Source organism: Aggregatibacter kilianii, from assembly GCF_003129965.1.
Taxonomy (GTDB): domain Bacteria; phylum Pseudomonadota; class Gammaproteobacteria; order Enterobacterales; family Pasteurellaceae; genus Aggregatibacter; species Aggregatibacter kilianii_A.
The window spans coordinates 82,194-105,566 of record NZ_NRCJ01000011.1 but is presented as its reverse complement, the minus strand read 5'-3'; the positions used below and the strand labels follow the sequence as shown (position 1 = coordinate 105,566).

At 43.8% G+C, this 23,373-nt stretch carries 21 protein-coding genes and 3 tRNA genes; 14 read left to right on the top strand and 10 right to left on the bottom strand.

The genetic code is table 11. From position 1 onward, the window contains the following. The first annotated feature begins 77 nt into the window (after nt 1–77). The gene (locus DK430_RS09540; RefSeq protein ID WP_109078829.1) at nt 78–593 is read left to right on the top strand and encodes a baseplate complex protein; all 516 of its coding nucleotides are present in this window, start codon (nt 78–80) and stop codon (nt 591–593) included. Continuing rightward, complete coding sequence (locus DK430_RS09535) at nt 593–2,191, top strand: hypothetical protein (protein WP_109078828.1); 1,599 nt, start codon at nt 593–595, stop codon at nt 2,189–2,191. Before DK430_RS09540 ends, DK430_RS09535 begins: the two co-directional genes overlap by 1 nt. Nucleotides 2,192–2,703: 512 nt before the next feature. Here DK430_RS09535 and DK430_RS09530 read toward each other — a convergent pair. From DK430_RS09530 to pgsA, 4 genes are all read right to left on the bottom strand, one after another. Next, nucleotides 2,704–2,779 (bottom strand) — tRNA-Lys (locus DK430_RS09530). Nucleotides 2,780–2,830: 51 nt separating this feature from the next. Then, a tRNA-Leu gene (locus DK430_RS09525) sits at nt 2,831–2,917 on the bottom strand. Between the two features lies 1 nt (nt 2,918). Beyond that, nucleotides 2,919–2,994 (bottom strand) — tRNA-Gly (locus DK430_RS09520). 160 nt (nt 2,995–3,154) lie between these two features. Beyond that, nucleotides 3,155–3,712, bottom strand: a complete 558-nt coding sequence (pgsA, locus tag DK430_RS09515; protein ID WP_109078827.1) for a CDP-diacylglycerol--glycerol-3-phosphate 3-phosphatidyltransferase — start codon at nt 3,710–3,712, stop codon at nt 3,155–3,157. A 176-nt stretch (nt 3,713–3,888) separates the two neighbouring features. Here pgsA and metC point away from each other — a divergent pair, with 176 nt between their 5' ends. Both metC and DK430_RS09505 read left to right on the top strand, forming a co-directional pair. Next, nucleotides 3,889–5,079, top strand: a complete 1,191-nt coding sequence (gene metC, locus DK430_RS09510) for a cystathionine beta-lyase (protein ID WP_109078826.1) — start codon at nt 3,889–3,891, stop codon at nt 5,077–5,079. A 208-nt stretch (nt 5,080–5,287) separates the two neighbouring features. Then, nucleotides 5,288–6,361, top strand: coding sequence for a porin (locus DK430_RS09505; protein ID WP_109078825.1), 1,074 nt, complete (start codon nt 5,288–5,290; stop codon nt 6,359–6,361). A 60-nt stretch (nt 6,362–6,421) separates the two neighbouring features. Here DK430_RS09505 and DK430_RS09500 read toward each other — a convergent pair whose 3' ends face one another. The 4 genes from DK430_RS09500 to dnaK all read right to left on the bottom strand — a co-directional run bounded on the left by DK430_RS09500 (nt 6,422) and on the right by dnaK (nt 10,658). Then, the gene (locus DK430_RS09500; protein WP_239496808.1) at nt 6,422–6,646 is read right to left on the bottom strand and encodes a type II toxin-antitoxin system RelE/ParE family toxin; all 225 of its coding nucleotides are present in this window, start codon (nt 6,644–6,646) and stop codon (nt 6,422–6,424) included. A 57-nt stretch (nt 6,647–6,703) separates the two neighbouring features. Beyond that, nucleotides 6,704–6,937 (bottom strand): hypothetical protein, encoded by a 234-nt coding sequence (locus DK430_RS09495; RefSeq protein WP_109078824.1) that lies wholly within the window; start codon nt 6,935–6,937, stop codon nt 6,704–6,706. 138 nt (nt 6,938–7,075) lie between these two features. Next, a complete protein-coding gene (dnaJ, locus tag DK430_RS09490) occupies nt 7,076–8,203 on the bottom strand; it encodes a molecular chaperone DnaJ (protein WP_109078823.1) in 1,128 nt (375 codons plus the stop codon). Nucleotides 8,204–8,753: 550 nt separating this feature from the next. Further along, nucleotides 8,754–10,658: a molecular chaperone DnaK gene (gene dnaK / locus DK430_RS09485; RefSeq protein ID WP_109078822.1), complete on the bottom strand. Its 1,905-nt coding sequence runs from the start codon at nt 10,656–10,658 to the stop codon at nt 8,754–8,756. A 282-nt stretch (nt 10,659–10,940) separates the two neighbouring features. Between dnaK and DK430_RS09480 the strand changes: the two genes are divergently transcribed. After that, on the top strand, nt 10,941–12,374 hold the full coding sequence (locus tag DK430_RS09480; RefSeq protein ID WP_109078821.1) for a YdgA family protein: 1,434 nt from the start codon (nt 10,941–10,943) through the stop codon (nt 12,372–12,374). A gap of 358 nt (nt 12,375–12,732) precedes the next feature. Here DK430_RS09480 and argS read toward each other — a convergent pair whose 3' ends face one another. After that, nucleotides 12,733–14,466, bottom strand: coding sequence for an arginine--tRNA ligase (gene argS, locus DK430_RS09475; protein ID WP_109078820.1), 1,734 nt, complete (start codon nt 14,464–14,466; stop codon nt 12,733–12,735). Between the two features lie 96 nt (nt 14,467–14,562). Between argS and DK430_RS09470 the strand changes: the two genes are divergently transcribed. The 6 genes from DK430_RS09470 (at nt 14,563) to DK430_RS09445 (ending at nt 19,418) form a co-directional block, all read left to right on the top strand. After that, nucleotides 14,563–15,150 (top strand): VOC family protein, encoded by a 588-nt coding sequence (locus DK430_RS09470; RefSeq protein ID WP_109078819.1) that lies wholly within the window; start codon nt 14,563–14,565, stop codon nt 15,148–15,150. 39 nt (nt 15,151–15,189) lie between these two features. Continuing rightward, nucleotides 15,190–15,645 (top strand): outer membrane lipoprotein, encoded by a 456-nt coding sequence (locus tag DK430_RS09465; RefSeq protein WP_109078818.1) that lies wholly within the window; start codon nt 15,190–15,192, stop codon nt 15,643–15,645. Nucleotides 15,646–15,782: 137 nt separating this feature from the next. Continuing rightward, entirely contained in the window at nt 15,783–16,865 is a 1,083-nt protein-coding gene (gene prfA / locus DK430_RS09460; RefSeq protein ID WP_162616831.1) for a peptide chain release factor 1, read from the top strand. A 45-nt stretch (nt 16,866–16,910) separates the two neighbouring features. Beyond that, nucleotides 16,911–17,864, top strand: coding sequence for a peptide chain release factor N(5)-glutamine methyltransferase (gene prmC / locus DK430_RS09455; RefSeq protein ID WP_109078832.1), 954 nt, complete (start codon nt 16,911–16,913; stop codon nt 17,862–17,864). Between the two features lie 9 nt (nt 17,865–17,873). After that, nucleotides 17,874–18,728 carry a 3-deoxy-8-phosphooctulonate synthase gene (gene kdsA, locus DK430_RS09450; protein WP_109078817.1) on the top strand — a complete coding sequence of 285 codons (855 nt, stop codon included), beginning with the start codon at nt 17,874–17,876 and terminating at the stop codon, nt 18,726–18,728. Nucleotides 18,729–18,908: 180 nt separating this feature from the next. Further along, on the top strand, nt 18,909–19,418 hold the full coding sequence (locus DK430_RS09445) for an NlpC/P60 family protein (protein WP_109078816.1): 510 nt from the start codon (nt 18,909–18,911) through the stop codon (nt 19,416–19,418). Between the two features lie 80 nt (nt 19,419–19,498). Here the strand turns inward: DK430_RS09445 and DK430_RS09440 are convergent, their stop codons facing one another. Then, the gene (locus DK430_RS09440) at nt 19,499–19,948 is read right to left on the bottom strand and encodes a LexA family protein (protein WP_109078815.1); all 450 of its coding nucleotides are present in this window, start codon (nt 19,946–19,948) and stop codon (nt 19,499–19,501) included. 324 nt (nt 19,949–20,272) lie between these two features. On the opposite strand from DK430_RS09440, the gene sstT reads away from it, so the two are divergent. From sstT to dinB, 3 genes are all read left to right on the top strand, one after another. Further along, entirely contained in the window at nt 20,273–21,514 is a 1,242-nt protein-coding gene (gene sstT / locus DK430_RS09435) for a serine/threonine transporter SstT (RefSeq protein WP_109078814.1), read from the top strand. Nucleotides 21,515–21,648: 134 nt separating this feature from the next. Beyond that, complete coding sequence (locus tag DK430_RS09430; RefSeq protein WP_109078813.1) at nt 21,649–22,167, top strand: hypothetical protein; 519 nt, start codon at nt 21,649–21,651, stop codon at nt 22,165–22,167. Nucleotides 22,168–22,244: 77 nt separating this feature from the next. Continuing rightward, on the top strand, nt 22,245–23,327 hold the full coding sequence (gene dinB / locus DK430_RS09425) for a DNA polymerase IV (protein WP_109078812.1): 1,083 nt from the start codon (nt 22,245–22,247) through the stop codon (nt 23,325–23,327). Nucleotides 23,328–23,373: the final 46 nt, after the last annotated feature.

The following is a 23,373-nucleotide window of genomic DNA, read 5'->3' as shown; positions in this document are numbered from 1 at the left end:
GAACCCACCGAGAGTAGCCCACGCAAAGCGGGGGAGCTAGTAGGAATCCCCGTCCTTTAGGGCGGGGAGGATGTCAAATGCACAATCTGATGACGTCGGTTAGCGTCAAGCGCGAACAGAAAGACATGAGCGGCAGTAAATCAAGTACGAAAAAAAGCGAAAAGGGCGTTAAAGCGAAGGAATTGCAGGTTAGCGGCTTGATTCCGTATGCCCGCAAAGAATGGCTGACACAGCTTTTTAACTTAGCGGAAGCGGAAGACGGCAAGGGCGAACAGGCGAAATATCGGGTTTCTTCCGTCACAGCGGAAGCGGTGAATATGCGGGAAGTGCAATTCGCCGATTCGGTGACGGCACAGGAAATGGAAAATCGCTTGGCGTGGCAAGTGTCCTTTACATTGCGCGAAGTAAATTCCGTTGCTGAGAAGAAAGAGGCGCGGAAGACAAAACCGAAAGTAAAAACACAGGGCGAAAGCGCCCCTGTGGCGCAATCGTCACAACCGCAGACCGCACAAACGGGCGGGGCGGAAGACGCGCAAAAAGAAGATAACTCACTTTCTAAAAAAATAGATGACGTATTAGGCGGGTTAGGCTAATGAAAATCATAAAAACGTGCATCATCGGCGGCAAAGAATTAGATCTGGCTAACGAAAATATCATTTTAGAACTGAACAACACCGGGCGCGGCTTTGTCACCGTGCGCACCGATGAAAAGTGCGTGGGGAAAAGTGCGGTCTTCGAGATGGGCGAATATGACAACTATTATAAATGGTTCGACGGTTTCGTAGAGCGTGAGCAGGACGCAACCGAGGGCTATAAAAAGTTGTTTATCCGCGAAAAGGCGGCGATTTTCGAACGCCCGCTAAGTTGTTCACATCGACATATCACGTTGCGCGATTTGGCGGCATGGATTACACAGCAAACGGGAATCCCCGTTAAAGTGCCGCAGGCGGACTACGCGGATAATCCGATCCCGCTTTTTACGCATAACGGATCGGGCTATCAGCTACTGGCGAACATTGGGCGGCAATATCAAATTAAAAATTATATGTGGCAACAATCCGCTGACGGGTCTTTATTCGTGGGGTCGCATGATGATTCCCGTTGGTTCGGTAAAAATATTCAGTTAGATAGCGGATTGGCGTTGCGCAGTGGCTCCAATGATATGACGTTGCCGATCATGGCGGCGATTCGCCCCGGTGCGCTAATTAACGGCAAAAAAATCAAAAGCGTGACCCTTGCGGGTGATGATTATACGTTGGAGTGGGACGACTTAGACAAAAACGGGCAACCCGTACAAAAAAGCCCGGAACGGCGGCAAATGGAAAAAACCTTTCCGGAACTGGCGGGCGGGTATCACTTGCCGAAATATGCGAAAGTGGTCGGCGTGGCAGATCCGTCGGGCGGCGGCGATATTTCCGACCCGTTCCGCCCAAAATACGCGGTGGAATTGCAATTGCTGGACGAAAACGGCAACGAAGATAAAACGGTTCCAGTTTATCCCGCCGTTCCGTTGCCCGTGACGAGCACCGCTTCACAGGGTGGAGATTTTGCGTTTCCGGAAGTGGGCACGATGGTCGAAATCGGTTTTGCTTACGGGCGATCCGATAAACCTTTTGTGCGCACCATGTTAGCGCAGGGCAAGACGGTTCCCGCCGTCGCCGTGGGCGAGCAGTTAAAACAGCAACGCCCTGAAGTGTATGAGCGCACCGACGCGGCAGGCAACAAAACCCGCGAAACGGATCAATGTATTACGGATAAATCATTCGAGCGTGTGATCCAAACGGACACCGAAACCAAGCAGATCGGCACATCGACGAAAACCATCGATTCCGACAGCACAGAAACCGTGGGCGGGAATAAGTCGGTTCATGTTTTGGGTAACATCGAAGAAGTGACGGCGAGCAATAAAACGTTAGGCGTTGCGGGCGGGTTAACCGAAAGAATAAACGGACTGGCGCAACGGGTATCATCCGAAAGCATGAAATTCGTCGCCCCGAAAAGCCACGTGGGTACAGAGGGGCAGAATATTTTCAGATTGCTAGAAGAAACGATCCAACTTTTGCATGATGTGGCTAAAACATTAGAAACCCACACCCACAGAGGACCAACACCGGATCAATCAAGTGCATTTTCGGCGCAGGCATCCAAGGCGGAAAATATCAAAGGGAGATTAACGCCGATTATTGAGTAATGAGAGAGCATCAAAAGAAAGACGGTTAGAAATTTATTAGCACATGGGAACCCTAGGCAATGCCTAGGGTTTTTTATTGTTCGCGTAAAATATAACTTACTGATTAATAAATAATAATCGTATAAAGTGCGGTCGGATTGCATATCACGTTAAATTTTCACGCAAAAAAGCGCGTCACGTAAAATCCACTTCCCCTCCCGCCGATTTTGCAAAAAAAAATCACGTTTTTTCAGTTAATTTTCAGCGGTGAAGCCTTGGCGTAAAAGGGATCTATAAAAGATCTTAACTGTAAAAATTTCACGTTTTTTCAGTGTTTTTCAGTTAAAAAAAGATCTGCTTTCCCGTCCGTTTGTGCGCACTTAATTGATTTAAAATGAAATTTTGAATTTTACGTGGCGATTTTTGGCATTTTTGCTTTACAGTTAAGCAGTGGCGACACAGCCACCGGAACAAAATTTAGAACTGATAATGTAGGGATAAAAACAGCCACTTAACAGCCACTTTTGAAATTTTGGTGGGTCGTGAAGGATTCGAACCTTCGACCAACGGATTAAAAGTCCGCTGCTCTACCGACTGAGCTAACGACCCTAAAGGATTGATATTAAATAAGGATTTTTAAAGGGTGGATTGTTTTTAAAATGGTGCCCGAAGCCAGACTTGAACTGGCACGCCTCGAAAGGCGAGGGATTTTAAATCCCTTGTGTCTACCGATTCCACCACTCGGGCTTGGAGCGGGAAACGAGGCTCGAACTCGCGACCCCGACCTTGGCAAGGTCGTGCTCTACCAACTGAGCTATTCCCGCGTCATCATTTAGCAGTGCTAAAGAACGGTGTGCATTTTACGGATTTATTATTGTGAGTCAAACGGAAATTTTAAAAATTTATTTAACTGCTTAAAAAAAATTCAAATTGAGGTTCGGTTGTTTACTATACTTTAAAAACTTTTTAAAAAATGACCGCACTTTACTTGCGGAAGTCTTCCAATAAGCTCTCTTTTGCCGCTGTGAGATATTGCAACATAGACCAAATGGTTAAAATCGCAGCGATATAAAGCAGAATGATAGCGGCAATTTCCATGTAAATGTTATAACGCCACAGCAACCCGCCCAATGCTAACATTTGTGAAGTAGTTTTTACTTTGCCCATCCAAGAAACCGCCACTTTGCTACGACTGCCCAATTCCGCCATCCATTCGCGTAAAGCGGAAATAATGATCTCACGGGAAATTACGACGATCGCCGGCAGCGTGATCCAAAAAGTGTGATTATATTCCACAACCAGTACAAGCCCTGCAACTACCATCACTTTATCCGCAACGGGATCCAAAAATGCCCCGAAACTGGTGGTTTGTTTCCATTTGCGCGCTAAATAGCCGTCCAACCAATCGGTCACACCGGCAATGAAAAAAATCAGAGTGGTTAAGAAAGGCGCCCAATCAAAGGGAAGGTAGAAAGCGATAACGAAGAAAGGAATTAAAATTACCCGAAATATCGTCAGAAAAATGGGGATGTTGAATTTCATAGGATTGCTTTAGGTTGCTTATGGATTGGAGAGCTATTCTAAATCAGATTACGGGTTTTTAAAATGGTAATTTCGCAAAATTTTGCAGTAAAAAAGGGTTTTGTTATCAACGTCGATTAGCGTTAATATGCGTTTTAAATTAACCGCACTTTTACTTCATTTTATAAGGATGTCTCATGTCAGAAAAATGCTCTTTAGCCACAACATTGGTTCACGCCGGCAGAAAAAAGCGTTACACCCAAGGTTCCGTCAATCCGGTGGTACAACGTGCTTCTTCATTGGTTTTTGACTCTTTGGCCGATAAAAAACACGCCACGATTAACCGCGCCAAAGGTGAATTGTTTTACGGCAGACGAGGAACATTAACCCATTTTGCTTTGCAGGATGCCATGTGTGAATTGGAAGGTGGCGCAGGGTGTTATTTGTATCCATGCGGTGCGGCAGCAGTAACTAACAGTATTCTCTCTTTTGTACAAAGCGGCGATCATATTTTAGTGACCGGTGCGGCTTATGAACCGACACAGGATTTTTGCAATATCGTGCTGAAAAAACTGAGCGTCACCACAACCTTTTATGATCCGATGATGGGCAGCCAAATTGCCGAGTTGGTTCAGCCGAATACCAAAGTTTTGTTTCTTGAAGCACCAAGTTCGTTAACTATGGAGGTACCGGACATTCCCGCTATGGTGAAAGCCGTGCGGGCGGTGAACCCTGACATCGTCATCATGATTGATAACACTTGGGCTGGCGGTGTGCTGTTTAACGCCTTAGGCCATGACATTGATATTTCCATTCAGGCGGGCACAAAATACTTGGTGGGGCATTCCGACATCATGATTGGCACGGCGGTATCGAATGCCCGTTGTTGGGACAAATTGCGCGAACATTCCTATTTAATGGGGCAAATGGTGGATGCCGATAGCGCCTATATTACGGCGCGTGGTTTGCGTACCTTAGGCATTCGCTTAAAACAACATGAAGAAAGTAGCATAAAAGTAGCACAATGGCTGGCACAACAGTCGGAAGTCAGCGTCGTGTATCATCCCGCATTGCCTGGTTGCCCCGGGCATGAATTTTTTAAACGGGATTTTCTTGGTGCCAGCGGGTTATTTTCTTTTGAATTAAAACAAAAGCTTACACAACAACAGTTAGAAGCCTTCATGAATCATTTTGAATTATTCACCATGGCATATTCTTGGGGCGGTTTTGAATCCTTGATTTTGTATAACCAACCGGAAGAAATAGCTAAAATCCGTCCGAATATTCAACGAAAATTAACGGGAACATTAATCCGAGTGCATATCGGATTAGAAAATGTTGATGATTTAATTGAAGATTTAAGAAAAGGGTTTATGCGTTTAAAATAATCAAATTATGATTATCTTTTGCGCATTTTTATGCTGAAAACGTGATCTGTATCAGAAAATTGAAACAAAAAAGTGAACTTTCGATTGACACTATTATTTTTCTTTGCCAAGATTGCGACACTTCAAAAAGAAGTAGCTTGGACTATTCATTTTTGAAAAGTTCAGTTTTACCCTAATAACAAATGATTTCTGAAAAGGAATGAAGATTATGAAAAAGACAGTAATCGCATTAGCAATCGCTGCATTCGCAGCAACCGGCACAGCAAGTGCTGCAACAGTTTATAATCAAGATGGTACTAAAGTTGAACTTGGTGGTTCACTACGTATTTTCTTAGGTAAATTAGGTTCAAATCAACGTGGCGACCTAGTAAACGATGGTTCCCGTATCAAAATTAACGCATCTCAAGAGTTAGATAATGGTTTGTCTGCCTTTGCAGGTTACGAATTGCGTTTTGAAAGAGATGCATATAAAAACAAACAAAATGCTCAAAATGATTTTGGTGATCCTACAACCCGCAAATTATTCGTTGGTTTAGGATTTGAAAATGTAGGTAAATTGAGCTTTGGTCGTCAAGCAACTACAGCAGATGATGTAGTAGGAGACAGCTTATATTATGAATCAGGTGAGTTGAATCCATTAACAACTCGTTCTGATAAATCTGTTCAATTCCGTTCTGCAGACTTCAATGGTTTTAGCTTCGGTGTTGACTATTTATTTGGTAATGCAGAGAAACGTACTGCAACAAACCGCTATAAAAATGGTTATCAAGTAGGTGCATTCTACAACTATGAGATTGCTGAAGATCACAAATTTGATGTTGCAGCGGTTTATACAGTAGATCAGTTTGATACTCAGGCAGATTCTGAAACTAATCAGAAGAATCACACTTGGGTTGTAGCAACTCACTATCAATTAGATGCATTGAAATTAGGTGCAGCTTATGGTCAAGGTGTTCAAAAATATAGATCCCAAGACGACAACAATAAATTTAAATATATTTTCTTAGAAGCTAAGTATGACTTAAATGCTCTTACAGGTATTCCGACAACATTTGGTTTGCAATGGGAGCGTTTGAGCAAGAAATATGATACCGCTGCTAGCGTACCTCAAGCTCAAGATGATGGCAAAACTATCAAAAACCATTACATTGCAGTTGTTGACTATAAACTTCATAAAAACGTAGTTCCTTACGTACAATATACTCGTGCAACTTCCAAAGATAACCTTGGTCAACGTACCAACGAAAACATCTACGGTGCAGGTTTACGCGTATTCTTCTAATTTGGGTTAACACTCATCAAAAAGACCGACTTTAAGTCGGTCTTTTTTTGCTAATAAGATTTAAAACTTATTTTTAACGTCTTGTGAACCGTGTAGTACACGAATAATTTTAATTTCATTGGATGAGCGAAAGAAGAATACTACATAGTGTTCTACAACATAACGATATAAATTAGAGAGAATGTAATAACAAGGCGTACCAAGCTCAAATGTACATAACTGTGAAAATGCTTTTTCAAATTTATCTAGAAAAATAACCGCACTTTTATGTCCAAATTCTGTAATACCATAACGAAATATATTCTCTAAATCTTTTTTGCCAGAGGGGAGAGATAGAGTTTCTTAGCTATTATCAACACCATTCTTTAATGATGTAAAAAATGCCGGAATATCTTTAACTTCTTCAAATTCTCCACTGTTCAAACCGGCGTGAATTGATTTTCTTAATTCTCTTAATTGTTGTTGATATTCAAAATTTGCCAGCATCTCATTAAATAATTCATTTTCTGATTGGAAGCCGCCGAGCGTCATTAAGGCATTTAGGCGTTCAATTTGTTGGGCTGAAAGCGTTAACATATTTTCCCTCAATAATCTTATTAAGCATATGTCGGCATTCTAACAGACCATAGCAGGCTCATCAAATTAGAGAAAATAAAAGTGCGGTAGAAAAACACCAAGAATTTCTACCGCACTTTTGCTTCTAAGGTTTGAAAATTACTTCGTCAGATCATCAAAAAATCGTTTTACGCCGTCTAGGAAGCTGGAGGATTTCGGGCGTTGTTTGGATTGCCCCTCCAAGCTTTCTTCCAGTTTGCGTAACAATTCTTTCTGTTCTTCGTTTAATTTCACCGGTGTTTCCACAATGATTCGGCAAATCAAATCGCCGGCATAGCCACTACGGGTGGAGGTCACGCCTTTACCGCGCATACGGAATAATTTGCCGGTTTGGGTTTCTTCCGGGATTTTTAATTTCACGCGACCATCCAGCGTTGGCACTTCAATTTCACCGCCGAGTGCCGCCATGGTAAAGCTAATCGGCACTTCGCAATAAAGGTTGCTACCGTCACGTTCAAAAATGTGGTGCTCTTTAACGTGAATTACTACATATAAATCGCCTGCCGGCGCGCCGTTTTCACCTGCCGCACCTTCGCCTGACAAACGTAATTGATTGCCGGTATCCACGCCTGCCGGGATTTTAACGGAAAGATTTTTCGGTTTGTTAACTCTGCCGTCGCCGTGACAGGTTTTGCACGGTTTTTCGATTTTCTTGCCCGTACCATGGCAGAAATGGCATGGTTGTTCGGTCACAAAGAAACCTTGTTGACGACGCAAACGACCGGAACCATGACAATGCGGGCAGGTTTCTACTTTCGAACCGGCCTCAGCTCCTGTGCCGTGACAGGTTCCGCAAGGGGCTAAAGTGTGAATTTTAATGTCTTTGGTTGTGCCCTTGGCGGCTTCTTCCAGCGTGATTTCAATGTCGTAGCGTAAATCATCGCCACGCACAACGCGCTGGCGCCCGCGTCCGCCACCACCGAAAATATCCCCGAACATATCGCCGAAAATATCCCCGAAATCCGCGCCGCCAAAACCGCCGCCACCAAACCCACCGCCTTGTTCAAATGCGGCATGACCGTATTGATCATAGGCTGCGCGTTTTTCTTTATCATTCAGTACTTCATAGGCTTCCTGAATTTCTTTGAATTTTTCTTCCTTCTCTTTATCACCCTTGGTTCTGTCCGGGTGATATTGCATGGCGAGCTTTTTGTACGCGCGTTTAATTTCTTTTTCATCGGCGGATCGGGAGACGCCGAGGAGTTCGTAGTAGTCTTGTTTTGCCATTAGGTTTTTCCGTTTTGGTCTTGTTTGCTTTTTGTATGGATGTAGGGGCGTATTACATACGTCCTTGAATGTTGTTTATCGGTTTCGCCGATGGGCGACTTACTTTCTTTTGCTTGCCCAAAAGAAAGTAAGCAAAGAAAAGTGCACCCCGGATAAATCGCTTTTCTTCGCTTGGTTACAATTTTCTTAACGCTAAATTTCGAACTCGCTACGCTCAGACAGGCGAAATTTAGCTAAAAATTGTAAGTCGCTCAGGCGATTTATACGGGGACCCCGTTTTATTTTTTCTCCGAATATTCCCCCTTTTTGATAAAGAGGGGCTAGGGGGGGTTTTAAAGTGCGGTCAAAATTTAAAATGTTTTAATGTGGTCGGGCACAGGATCCAACCTTTACAAAACAATCAAAAAAACAACCGCACTTTTTCTATTCCTCAGCCCCAAAGGGGCTGAATTATGCTTAACCTAGGGTAACTTGTTACCCTAGGATTACTGTCAGTAAATAGCCAAAAAGGGCGTAATCATACGCCCTTTGTTATTATCTAACAAATCAATTATTTGTTATCTTTTACTTCCTCAAACTCAGCATCAACAACGTCGTCATTCGGTTGGCTGTTGCCTTGCGCTTGTTGTTGCGGCTCGCCTTGTGGTTGAGCGGTTTGTGCAAGTCTTTGTGCTACTTCGGCAAGTGCTTTGATTTTCGCTTCGATAACGGCTTTATCTTCGCCTTTTGCCGCTTTTTCCAAGTCGCTTAATGCGCTTTCGATTGCACCGCGATCTGCTGCAGGCACTTTGTCGCCGGCTTCGTCCAATTGTTTACGCGTGCTGTGGACTAAGTGATCCGCTTGGTTGCGTGCTTGTACCAATTCTTCAAATTTACGGTCAGATTCGGCGTTTGCTTCAGCATCGCGTACCATTTGTTGAATTTCTTCATCGCTTAAACCGGAAGAGGCTTTGATGGTAATTTGTTGTTCTTTACCTGTGCCTTTATCTTTCGCAGAAACGTGGATAATACCGTCGGCGTCGATGTCGAAAGTCACTTCAATTTGCGGCATACCGCGTGGAGCAGGGTTGATGCCCTCTAAGTTGAATTGACCCAAAGATTTGTTGGCTGACGCTTGTTTACGTTCACCTTGTAACACATGGATGGTTACTGCACTTTGGTTGTCTTCCGCTGTGGAGAACACTTGTGATTTCTTAGTTGGAATCGTGGTGTTTTTCTCAATTAAGGTCGTCATCACGCCACCCATGGTTTCAATACCAAGGGATAACGGCGTCACGTCTAACAATAATACGTCTTTTACATCACCGGCTAATACGCCGCCTTGCACTGCGGCACCGATTGCAACCGCTTCGTCCGGGTTCACGTCTTTACGAGGTGCTTTGCCGAAGAATTTTTCCACTTCTTGTTGAACAAGCGGCATACGGGTTTGACCGCCCACTAAAATCACATCGTCGATCTCAGACGGAGATTTGCCCGCATCTTTTAACGCAATGCGTACAGGTTCGAGGGATTTCGCCACTAAATCTTCAACCAAAGACTCTAATTTTGCGCGAGTCAGTTTGATGTTCAAGTGTTTAGGACCGGTTGCATCCGCCGTGATATACGGAAGATTAACATCGGTTTGTTGTGCGGAAGAAAGCTCGATTTTGGCTTTTTCTGCCGCTTCTTTCAAACGTTGCATTGCAAGCGGGTCGTTGCGTAAGTCGATACCTTGTTCTTTTTTGAACTCATCTACTAAATAGTTGATGATACGGTTATCGAAGTCTTCACCACCTAAGTGGGTATCACCGTTGGTTGCCAACACTTCAAAGGTTTTTTCGCCGCCCACTTCATCGATTTCAATGATGGATAAGTCAAATGTACCGCCACCTAAGTCGTAAACTGCAATCGTGTGATTACCTGTGCCTTTATCTAAACCGTAAGCCAATGCGGCGGCAGTCGGTTCGTTGATGATACGTTTAACGTCTAAACCTGCAATACGACCGGCATCTTTGGTTGCCTGACGTTGTGCGTCGTTAAAGTATGCCGGAACGGTAATCACCGCTTCGGTCACCGGTTCGCCCAAGTAATCTTCGGCAGCTTTTTTCATTTTTTTCAATACTTCGGCAGAAATTTGCGGAGGCGCTAATTTGTCACCTTTCACTTCAACCCAAGCATCGCCGTTGTCCGCTTTAGTGATAGCAAACGGCATGATGTCAATGTCGCGTTTCACTTCTTCGTCTTCAAAACGACGACCGATTAAACGTTTAATCGCAAATAAGGTATTTTTCGGGTTGGTCACCGCCTGACGTTTTGCCGGTTGACCCACTAAAGTTTCGTTATCGTTTGTATAAGCAATGATTGACGGGGTAGTACGATCGCCTTCTGCGTTTTCGATTACGCGAGGTTTATCACCTTCCATGACGGCAACGCAAGAGTTGGTTGTACCTAAGTCAATACCAATAATTTTTCCCATTTGTTTTCTCCTAGTGAAATTTAATTCGGTGTAATGATTTACAAGTTGTAAGATGTGGATGCTTTTCCGCATTTCAAGTCATCTTTTTAAAAAATTTTAACCTGTGAAAAGTGCGGTCAATTTCCTGTTCGTTTTCGTAAAATAAGGTTAAAAATATGAACTTCAAGGGAAAAATTTAAAAAAAATTTACTTTTATTTTGCGAATGAATTGATCCCTTTTTTATTTGTGCTAGATTAGCCGAACTTATTTTATTGCTTATCATTTATATAAGGACACATTGTATGAAAAAATCGGCATTAGCTTTAGGCGTTGTTATTGCTTTAGGTGCGGCTTGGACAGGTGGTGCGTGGTACACCGGTAAAGTCGCCGAAACGGAATTTGCCCGTCAAATTAATCTTGCCAATAAAGATATAAATAAATCCGCTTATTCTTTAGGCTTAGATATTCGCTTTGATAATGTTTCTTTTGAGCGCGGTTTGTTCACTTCTAAAACCAAATATGAAATCTTGGTTGCTGAGTTAGACAACCCTAACAAAACCTGGACGTTGCCGTTTGAAGGTACGTTATATCATGGTCCGTTGCCATTAAATCAATTGTCTCATTTCAACCTCATGCCAAGTATGTTCTCCAGCGTGGATTTAATTACCAAAAACGAAACCACAACGCCTTGGTTTGATGCTACCAAAGGCAAGACGCCGATTACCGTGACCACATCCGTCGGTTACAACCAAAGCGGTTCATCCGATATTGAGCTTGTGCCTTTTGAAGCGGCAATGAAAAAAGGCACATTGGCGGTAAACGGCTTTGATATGAAATTCGGCTTTGTGCGTGAAGGCATTAATAAGCTGGATTTTGCGCTGGATAAAATCCTGTATAGTGAGTTTGACAAAAAAGGCGCTATTGAATTTAACGACTTGAAAATTGATGCCGACTACCAACGGATTCCGGAATGGGAATATATTACTACCGGCAAACAGTCCCTGTCCGGCGGCGCAATTAAAATCAACGCCACGGATTCCGAAGGAAAAACCAATAATATTGAATTTAAAAACTGGAAAATGGATTTTGACACAGTCAGAAAAGATAAATTCTTGGATTCCGGCGCGAAAATAGCATTTAACGGTATTACCGTTCGTGGTGCCAATTTTGGTGATTTAGCCATTGATACGGCGTTTAATCACGTTGACGGCGAAACCTTCAATCACTTGCTTCAGGTTTATACCGAAGCGGCGAAAAAACAACAGGAAGAATTTACCGAAACCGAAGTACAGGCGACCAAAAAATTCATTGACACTCAGCCGCAGTTTATTTTGAATCCGACGCTCACCAACCAAGCCGGTAAGTTGACCTCAAACTTGGATATTTCCATTGCAAGTTCCGATTTTGAAAATGCCATCAGTAAAGGCAAAGTTTTCAGTTTGTTTAACCACTTCATTTTCAAAATTGACGCCAACAAAGAGGCGTTAATTGAAGAAACCGCAACGGCATTGCAATTGCAACAGCTTGATAAAGAACAAGCCGTGAAAATGGCAACGACGCAAGTCAATGAAGGTGTGAAAACCGGCGTTTTGCAAGGCATATTAGTAGAAGACGGTAAACAGGTGAAATTGGATTTAGTACTGGAAAACGGTCAATTGAAATTGAACGGTCAAGTCATTCCGGAAGAGCAGGTTGTTTCAATGTTATTCCTTGGCATGATGTCAATGGGTCATTAATTCAGAACGACACACAATCATAATATTCCACTCAATAAACTAAAGTGCGGTCGAAATTCACTGTAAATTTCAACCGCACTTCTATTTTGTAAAGCCAACTTTAGTTAAGGTAAATTTTTTGTAAATCAGTGATTTATATCACATTTTTTATGAAATTCATTTGCTTTGTGATGGCGCTCGGAGTATTCTTAGCGCCAACAAAAACAAGTGCTATATAAATAGCCAAACATATTTTGCTTTCCGAGTAGTGCCTCCTGTGAGGCACTTTTTTTTGCCTGATTTTTCCTGATTTCTATTTCATTTTCCAAAGATAAAAAAATCCCGCTCATTAAAAGCGGGATGTGGTCTATTAATAAGATTACATTTTTTCGACAGTTTTAATGCCGAGTAAGTCCAATCCTTGCTTTAAGGTTCTTTCCGTTAATAACGCCAATTTCAAACGGCTTAATTTCACCTGCTGATCTTCGTTATTCAGAATCGGGCAGTGTTCGTAGAATGAAGAGAACACGCCTGCCAATTCGTATAAATAAGCACAAAGCACATGCGGCGTGCCGTCTTTAGCGACAGTCTGAATGGCTTCTTCAAATTGCAATAATTTGATCGCCAGCGCACGTTCTTTTTCATCGCTAAGGGTTAATTGCGCCTGTTCCACATCGCTTGGGGCGATTTGGCTACGATTAAAGATGGAACGAATGCGGGTATAAGCGTATTGCATATAAGGTGCGGTGTTGCCTTCAAAGCTCAGCATGTTGTCCCAGTCGAACACGTAATCGGTGGTGCGGTTCTTGGATAAGTCGGCGTATTTCACGGAGCCGATACCCACCGCTTCAATCACATCCGTTTTTTCCTGATCGGAAAGTGCGGTGGATTTTTGCGAGATTAATACGCCGGCGCGTTCAATGGCTTCGTCCAATAAATCCGCCAGTTTTACGGTGTCGCCACTACGGGTTTTGAACGGTTTGCCGTCCTTGCCCAACATCATGCCGAAGTTTTTGTGTTCCAGTTGGAAGCTGTCCGGCACATAACCGGCTTTGCGTGTAATAAGCCACGCCTGTTGCATATGCTGGCTTTGGCGGGTGTCGGAGAACACTAAAGCGCGGTCGGCTTTTAAGGTTTCATAGCGATATTTGGCGGCGGCAATGTCGGTGGTGGTATAAAGGAAACCGCCGTCTTTTTTCTGTACAATCACGCCCATCGGATCGCCGTCTTTATTTTTAAATTCGTCCAAATACACCACTAATGCGCCGTCATCTTCCACGGCTAAACCTTGTTTTTTCAGATCTTCTACAATGCCCGGCAACATTGGGTTATACAGACTTTCGCCCATCACGTCTTTTTCCGTCAGGGTGACGTTTAAACGATCGTAGTTGTGTTGGTTTTGCTGCATGGTGATTTTCACCAGTTTTTGCCACATGGTACGGCAATACTCGTCGCCACCTTGCAGTTTTACCACATAATTGCGGGCTTTTTCGGCAAACACCGGATCCTCGTCGTAATGTTTTTTCGCCGCGCGATAGAAGGCTTCCAAGTCGCTTAATTCCATTTCACTGGCGTGTTCGTTTTCCATTTTTTCTAAGTAGGCGATGAGCATACCGAACTGCGTGCCCCAGTCGCCCACATGGTTCGCGCGGATAACGTGATTACCTAAAAATTCCAAGGTACGCACCACCGCATCACCGATAATGGTTGAGCGTAAATGTCCCACGTGCATTTCTTTGGCAACGTTCGGGGAAGAGTAGTCCACGACGACGGTTTGTTTCTCGTGATTGTGCACGCCCAGTTTCGGATCTTTGACGGCATTATTGATGTTGTCCGCAAGCCATGTTTCTTTCAGGAAAATATTGATGAAGCCCGGGCCGGCAATTTCGGTTTTTTCTGCAATGTCTTGTAATTCGGCGTGTTCTAACACCTTTTGCGCAAATTCACGCGGGTTTAAACCCAGTTTTTTGGCGGCAGGCATGATGCCGTTGGCTTGATAATCACCGAACTGCACTTTGCCTGATTGGCGCACCAATGCCTCACATTGCGCATCGGCGCCGGCGGCAAGCATCGCCTGTTTAATTTTGTCGGATAAAATAGATTGAATATTCACGGCTGAACCTTAAATTTTTGAAATAAGTTGGGCTGATAAAAATAGCTGGATATAATACCGTTCTTTCACCTTTCAGAAAAGCCAAAAAGGAAAATTATGTCGTTTCAAGTTCCGCATAAAATGTTTGAAAAACAGACCGCACTTTTCACCGATTTTGAAGATTTTGAGCAAAAAATTCACGCCTTGGCGCAACGAATAGATTTGGATTTAACCCAATATGAAATCGATCATCTGTCTTTGCGCGTGAATACCGAGCAAACGGCAAAGAGATGGCTGGCGTTACTCTTAGAACATGGTTCGGTGTTGAGCGATAATGTGGTCAACGGGCGGGTGATTTATTTGATTCGGTTGCATGAGCCTTTGCGTTTTGCGCAACAATGGGTGGATGTGGTGGAATTGCCGTTGCCTAAAGACAAGCAGTATCCGCAGGAAACCTGGGAGCATATTGAAGTGGTTGTGCCGTTTTTGGTGAAAGAAACGGCAGAGGCGTGGATGGCGCGCATAAAAAAATCGTTTTTGCGGAACCAATTTTCAGATTTAACAGTCAAAGCGAGCAAACCAAAAGCAAGTGGTGAAAAATTAGAAAATTTATCCGTTGCGATAAGTTTTTCGAATAAAATAGGTAACCATACTTGCATTAAGTTTCACCCATACAGTATCAAACACATCATTAACGCGGTATGATACGCTTGATTTGACCCTCTTATAATTTAAGGAGCATTTATGAAAAAAATCGCATTAGCTGTTTTAGTCGGCTTAACCGTTGTCGGTTGTGCCAACCAAGACGTGTATAGCGGTAGCGTGTATTCTTCGGAGCAAGCGAAAGAAGCGCGTTCTATTAGCTACGGTACTATCGTTTCCACCCGTCCGGTGAAAATCCAAGCGGATAACCAAGGCGTGATCGGCACCGTCGGTGGCGGTGCTATCGGTGGTATTGCCGCTTCCGGTATCGGCGGCGGTACGGGACAAGTGCTTGCCAGCGCAATCGGCGCGGTTGCCGGTGCGGTCATCGGTAGCAAAGTGGAAGAAAAAGCCAGCCAGGTGGAAGCTTTGGAAATGGTGATCAAAAAAGATGACGGCAAAGAAATCGTTGTAGTGCAAAAAGCCGAATCTAACTTAGTACCGGGCGCACGCGTGCGTATCGTCGGCGGTTCACGTTTGAACGTTTCCGCACTTTAATTTCAATCTATTCACACAAGGCTTTTGGCAAAATCCAAAAGCCTTTTTTATTACCTAAACTTCAACAACATTTCCATTCTGTGCTAGAATGCCCCGATTTTTATTTCCTTTTCCACTTTCCTTCTGAAGGTCAAATAATGAAACCCTCAATTATCAATAAATTAGATAGCTTAAAAGAACGTTATGAAGAGCTGGAAGCCTTGCTTGGCGATGCTTCCGTTATCAGTGATCAAGATAAATTCCGTGCCTATTCCAAAGAATATGCCCAACTGGAAGATGTGGTAAAAAGTTTTAATCGTTGGAATCAGCTTAATTCCAACTTAGAAGAAGCGCAGATTCTGCTTGACGATCCTGAAATGAAAGAAATGGCACAAATGGAGATCGAAGAATCTAAAGCCGAGTTGGAACAGGTTGAGCAGCATTTGCAAATTTTATTATTGCCGAAAGATCCGAATGACGAATATAACTGTTACTTGGAAATTCGAGCCGGCACAGGCGGTGATGAAGCGGGGATTTTTGCAGGCGATTTATTCCGTATGTACAGCCGTTATGCGGAAACCAAACGCTGGCGCGTAGAAGTGCTCAGCGAGAATGAAAGCGAGCAGGGCGGTTTTAAAGAAATTATCGCCCTGGTTAGCGGTGACGGCGTGTATGGTCAATTAAAATTCGAATCGGGCGGTCATCGTGTACAGCGTGTGCCGAAAACCGAATCCCAAGGGCGAATTCACACCTCCGCCTGTACGGTTGCCGTGATGCCCGAATTGCCGGAATCGGAAATGCCGGAAATCAACCCGGCGGATTTGCGCATCGACACCTATCGTGCTTCGGGCGCGGGCGGTCAGCACATCAATAAAACCGATTCCGCGGTGCGTATTACCCACATCCCGACCGGCATGGTGGTGGAATGTCAGGATGAGCGTTCACAACATAAAAATAAAGCCAAAGCGCTTTCTGTATTGGCTTCCCGCTTAGTGCAACAAGAGCAGGAAAAACTGGCGCAGGAACAAGCGGACACCCGTCGCAATCTCTTGGGTTCCGGCGACCGTTCCGACAAAATCCGCACTTACAATTACCCGCAAGGTCGCGTCACCGATCATCGCATTAATTTAACGATTTACCGCCTAGATGAAGTCATGAACGGTAAAATTGATGACTTGATTCAACCGATTATCACCGAATATCAGGCGGATCAGTTGGCGGCATTGTCCGAACAGAATTAATCACAGGAACGAGCTTAACGGCTCGTTCATTTTTATTTGATGAAAATGAACTATCAACAGTGGCTGCAACAAGCCGCCCAAGCGTTAAATCAGGCGAATCCCGCCGAGAACGGCAAAACCGATGCGCAGGTGCTATTGCAATGGGTAACGCAAAAATCCCGAGCGGCGATTTTGGCGTTCGGTGAAACGGCATTGGATGAAAAAACACTGGAAAAACTGACCGCACTTTTATCCCGCCGTTTGCAGGGCGAGCCTATCGCTTATCTTTTAGGCGAAAAAGAATTTTGGTCATTGCCGCTCAATGTGTCGGCGGAAACGCTGATTCCCCGTCCGGATACGGAAATTTTGGTGGAGCGGGCGGTGGCCATTGCCATGAGTAAAATGAATCTATTGCAACGTAATAGACAGATTTCCCCCCCTCAGCCTTCGGCAGCTCCCCCCGTAAACGGAGGGAGCGAAGATAAGTTTCGTATCTTAGATCTCGGCACCGGAACGGGGGCGATTGCCTTGGCATTGGCGTCGGAGCTAAAACCGCTTGCCCAAAAGCAACAGATTAAACTGGAGATTATCGGCGTGGACTTGATGCCGGATGTGGTGGCATTGGCTGCCTCCAACGCGGAGAAAAATCAGTTGGAGGTGACATTTTTGCAAAGTCGCTGGTTTGAAAACGTCGCGGGATCGTTTGATTTGATCGTCAGCAATCCGCCTTATATTGATGAAAAGGATGAACATTTAGCGCAAGGCGACGTACGGTTTGAGCCGTTGTCCGCGTTGGTGGCGGGCGAGGAAGGCTATGCGGATTTGCGGCACATTATCACCAATGCACCGAAATTCATGCAAGCGAACGGCTATTTGTTGGTGGAGCACGGTTGGCAGCAGGGCGAAAAAGTGCGGTCGATTTTCCTCGAGAATTGTTGGTCGGCGGTTGAAACTTTGCGGGATTACGGAAATAATGAGCGCGTGACATTAGGTTGTCGGGCGCAAACGGAAAATAAATAAGGAAAGCGTATGCAAAATAAACTCATTCAATTAGGCGATATTCAAATTGCCAATGACAAACCCTTTGTTTTATTCGGTGGCATGAATGTGCTGGAAAGTCGCGACATGGCAATGCGTGTGTGCGAAAAATATGTGGAGGTGACTCAAAAACTGGGGGTGCCTTATGTGTTCAAAGCGTCTTTTGACAAGGCGAACCGTTCTTCCATTCATTCTTATCGTGGCCCCGGCATGGAACAGGGCTTGAAGATTTTTGCCGAATTAAAACAAACGTTCGGCGTGAAAATCATCACCGATGTGCATGAAATTTATCAATGTCAGCCGGTTGCCGAGGTGGTGGATATTATTCAGCTGCCGGCGTTTCTTGCCCGTCAGACGGATTTGGTGGAAGCCATGGCACGTACCGGTGCGGTGATTAATGTGAAAAAACCGCAATTTTTAAGCCCGGGACAAATGGGCAATATTGTGGAAAAAATCGCGGAATGCGGCAATGATAAAGTCATTTTGTGTGATCGCGGCACGAATTTCGGTTACGACAATTTGATTGTGGATATGCTGGGTTTCAGTGTGATGAAAAATATTTCCAAAGGTTGCCCGGTGATTTTTGACGTAACCCATTCTCTGCAATGCCGCGATCCGTTCGGTGCGGCTTCCGGCGGTCGTCGTGCGCAAGTGACCGAACTTGCCCGTTCCGGTTTAGCGGTGGGCTTGGCAGGTTTATTCTTAGAGGCGCATCCGGATCCAAATAACGCAAAATGTGACGGTCCGTCGGCATTGCCGTTAAATAAACTGGAAGCCTTTGTTAGCCAAATGAAAGCGGTTGATGATTTGGTGAAATCTTTCCCGGAATTGGATACGTCTAACTAATCCTTTCAGCATTCAATATGTAGTGCTTAAAATTCGTTTTATGCACTACATATGCTAAAAAATAGGGGTTTTTGTTAAATTAAAAGTAGATTTTTACATAAATTTACGGTATCATCGCGCGCAATTATGTAACTCGAAATGCAAACCTTAAATCCATATTCAAAATAACAACTTAAACCTATGTTCAAAAAATTATTGATTATCACTCCTTTGTTCATCTTAACTGCGTGCTCGAATAGCACCGCCTCATACCAACCTGATCAAGACGAAGAACAACTTAATCAATTAATTGCCTCCCAACTCAAAACCAACAAGCCTCATCAATATTCCGGCATTATGGACAAACGCCTTTCCAAAGTTTATCGGGAATGGGCGGGAACCCGCTATCGTTTTGGCGGAACCACCAAAAATGGCATTGATTGTTCCAGTTTCATGCAAACGACATTCTTAGATGCGTTTGGTGTGGCGTTACCGCGTTCCACTGCCGAGCAGCGCTATGTGGGAAAAGCCATTCAAAAGAAAGAATTAAGATCGGGAGACTTGGTGTTTTTCCGTAGAAACAACCATGTGGGCGTGTATATCGGCGATGATAAATTTATGCATTCCAGTACAAGCCGTGGTGTGATTATTGAATCCTTAAGCGACAATTACTGGGCGAGAACCTATACCCAATCCCGTCGCGTACTTTAATCTGGTATTGAATAAAAAAGTGCGGTTAAAAAAACAATTAAATTTTTAACCGCACTTTTTTTGTCTTTTTACCCAAACTATCATGCCGCAAAGCGCATGGTATTTTTGCGTTGTAGTTGATGAATGACATTGGTAACCGTGCCCACAATCGGCAGCTTACGCCAATCGTCAATTTTAATATTCTCGGTTTTGGAATCTAATGATAAGAACACGAATTCACCGTTTGTGTGGGCGATGAATTCATAGATATGAAATTCGTTATTTACTTCAAGCACAACCAGTTCTTCCACAAACAGTTCGTTGTTCTTTTCCACCACCAGCATATCGCCCACGTCAATTCCCCATGCCAACATATTCGGATTGGTTACGCGAATAAAGCAGGTTTGCTGAGGGCGTCTAATACAGTATAAGTTGAGATCCAGCTTTTTATTAAAGAACAAGTTATTTTGTTTCATATCATCAAAAAACGGCATAGGTTGATAAGAAAAAGACTGATCATTTTGTGCGCCGACGTGATTTTGATAGTTCATATTGAATCCTTAGTTAGAATTAACTGTTCGTTTATACAGTATTAATATACTGATATTTTATACAGTAAGTCAAGCAGGAAAAGAAAATTTTTTTCCCGGCGGGTGAAAGATAATGGGGATTTTATCGCTAACGCTAAAATGAGCTGCTGTTTATTAGATGATTTTTAATTTTATTGCGAATATTTTTAAAAAGCTAAAAAAATTACAGGTGTTCGTATTTTCTTTAGCCAAAATTTAAGCTATCTTTATCGGGTTTTTTTAGGGGAATCAGTTTTGATTCAAAGATCAACAGCAAGTCTATTTGCACAACAGCATTAATCTATTATGAACATGTCTCGTTTAGTTTCTCTGTTTTTTCAAGGTAATCTGGTTAAACGCATTGCCATTGGTTTGGTACTCGGTATTCTCGTTGCGCTGATTACGCCTGTGTTACAACCGGTGTTGGGTTTTAGCCTGGCGGAAAAAGTCGGTGTTTTAGGTCAAATCTTTGTCCGCTCATTGCGTGCCGTTGCACCGTTGTTAATTTTCGTGTTGGTTATGGCGGCCATTGCTAATAAGAAAGTGGGCACTCAAACCAGTATGAAATCTATCATTATTTTGTACTTATTAGGCACTTTCTTAGCTGCGCTGGTTGCGGTGATTGCGGCCTTTTTATTCCCAACAGAAGTGGCGTTATCCGTAAAAGAAGATATTACATCCGCACCGAAAGGCGTGGGTGGGGTCTTGTTGGATCTGATTTTTAATATGGTGGATAACCCGTTAAATGCCTTATTTAAAGCCAACTTTATCGGTGTGTTGTCTTGGTCTATCGGTTTAGGTTTGGCGCTTCGCCATGCTTCCGACACCACAAAAGCGGTGATTTCCGATTTTTCTGAGGCTGTGTCTAAAATCGTTTATGTGATCATTTCCTTTGCGCCGATCGGCGTATTCGGTTTAGTTGCCGAAACTTTAGCAGATAAAGGCTTAGGCGCATTAGGCGGGTATGTTCGATTACTGAGCGTATTAATTGGTTCGATGTTCTTTGTTGCGTTAGTTGTGAATCCGATTTTGGTTTATTGGAAAATCCGTCGTAATCCGTATCCGTTGGTTTGGACTTGTTTGCGTGAGAGTGGCGTGACTGCTTTCTTTACCCGCAGTTCGGCGGCGAACATTCCGGTGAATATTAACCTAGCGAAACGTTTGAATTTAGACGAAGAAACTTACTCCGTTTCCATTCCGTTGGGCGCAACCATTAACATGGCGGGAGCGGCGATTACCATCACAGTATTAACCCTTGCAGCAGTGCACACGCTCGGCATTGAAGTCTCTTTCGGTAGCGCAATTCTGTTGAGCATTGTGGCAAGTCTTTGTGCTTGCGGCGCCTCCGGTGTGGCGGGTGGTTCTTTGTTACTTATTCCGTTGGCGTGTAGCTTATTCGGCGTTTCCGATGATGTCGCGGCACAAATGATCGGTGTGGGCTTCATTATCGGTATTTTGCAAGATTCTACCGAAACCGCGTTGAATTCTTCAACAGATGTGCTTTTCACTGCGGCGGCTTGTATTGCTGATGAGCAAAAGAAAGCATAAAGCAAATTGAGTAAAAAGAAAGGATAGAGCATTTTCTATCCTTTTTTGTTTTTGTAAGTTAATGAAAATTCCGTTTTCACCCTATCTTATATAGGGTAGAATGCCGCCACTTCAGTTAATTTAAAGGTTATCCAATGAAATTTGTCAAATTAGTGACTTTGCTTGCATTCTCTTCCGTATTGACTTTCAATACTGCATTCGCTGCCGAGCCAACGACAAAAGGCAAGGCTCAAACAACCCAGCAAACCAAGCAAAAAACGAAGAATACTCAACAAAGTGCCTTATCACAGTTTAAAAACAGCGTAGATATTCATTTTGAAGAACGTGACATAGTGGTGGATGATGAAAATCAGGCTTATGTGTTGGTGAAATATTCCGTGGAAAACAAAAGCAATAAACCGATTAAATCGCTGTATTGGATTGCCGCCTATTTGTACGATCAGCAAATGATTTATTCGCAGGACGTGCCGTTAAATTTTGCTCAGCCGATGGCACCGAAAACTAAAATTACGGTAAATTTGCGTATTCCGTTTAATCAAATTCCGGAGCAATATCGTTCGCTGTTCACCCATTTACAGGAGCCGGTGCAAGTGTATTCCGTGGCGCGGAATTTAACTTTTGCCGACGGGCAACAAATTAACGTCGCCAATTAATTACTGTTTATTTATACAGTTTTATGTGATAAAGTGCGGTCGACAAAAAATAATTAAATTTTTGACCGCACTTTTTTATGCCGAATTCTCCCGTTCACAAACCCAGAAAAATTATTCACATTGATATGGACTGCTTTTATGCGTCCATTGAGATTCGTGAGAATCCTTCCTTAGCCGACAAACCTGTCGCCGTGGGTGGCAGAGCGGAGCAGCGCGGCGTGCTGACCACATGCAATTATATGGCGCGCAAATTCGGTTTACACAGTGCCATGTCCACCGCACAAGCTTTGAAACTCTGTCCGAATTTGGTATTGCTTCCCATTAATATGGCGTTATATCGTGAAGTGTCGCAGCAAATTCATCACATTTTTCAGCGTTATACTTCCATCATCGAACCTCTTTCTTTGGACGAAGCCTATTTGGATGTGACCGATTGCGATAAGTGTTTCGGTTCCGCCACTTGGATTGCGCAGGATATTCGTCAGGCGATTTTTAACGAGCTGCATTTAACGGCATCGGCGGGCGTCGCGCCGTTAAAATTTCTGGCGAAAATCGCCTCCGATCAAAATAAGCCGAACGGGCAATTTGTCATTGAGCCAAAGGATGTGGCGGATTTTGTGGCGGCATTGCCGCTGAAAAAAATTCCTGGTGTAGGTAAAGTCACCTCGGAAAAATTACAACAAATGGGCTTGGTGACTTGTGCCGATGTGCAACGATATGATCGAAATGTGCTGTTTAATTTATTCGGCAAAATGGGACAGCGCATTTGGGCATATAGCCATGGTATTGATGAGCGCCTTGTGCAGCCTCATCGTGAGCGTAAATCCGTCGGCGTGGAAACCACATTGTTGGAAAATATCGAGCAGCTTACTCAAGGGTATGACGTGTTGAAAAAACTTTATTCTCAGCTGGTGGCACGGGTACAACGCGCCTGCCCGCATATTCCGTTGACCCAATTTCGCAAAATCGGTGTGAAGTTAAAGTTTGAGGATTTTCAGGTGACGACGTTAGAAAAAAGTGCGGTGGATTTTTCCGAAGAAAATTTCAACCTGCTGTTGAGTCAAATCTGGCAGCGTAAGGCGGGGCGCAGCGTGCGTTTAATCGGGCTGCACGTTACCTTGCCGGAAGAAAAAACAACAGAGCAAATGAGCCTGTGGTAGCATTTTTTGGCAAGGTAAAAAAACTCCGTTATAATGCACCGCACTT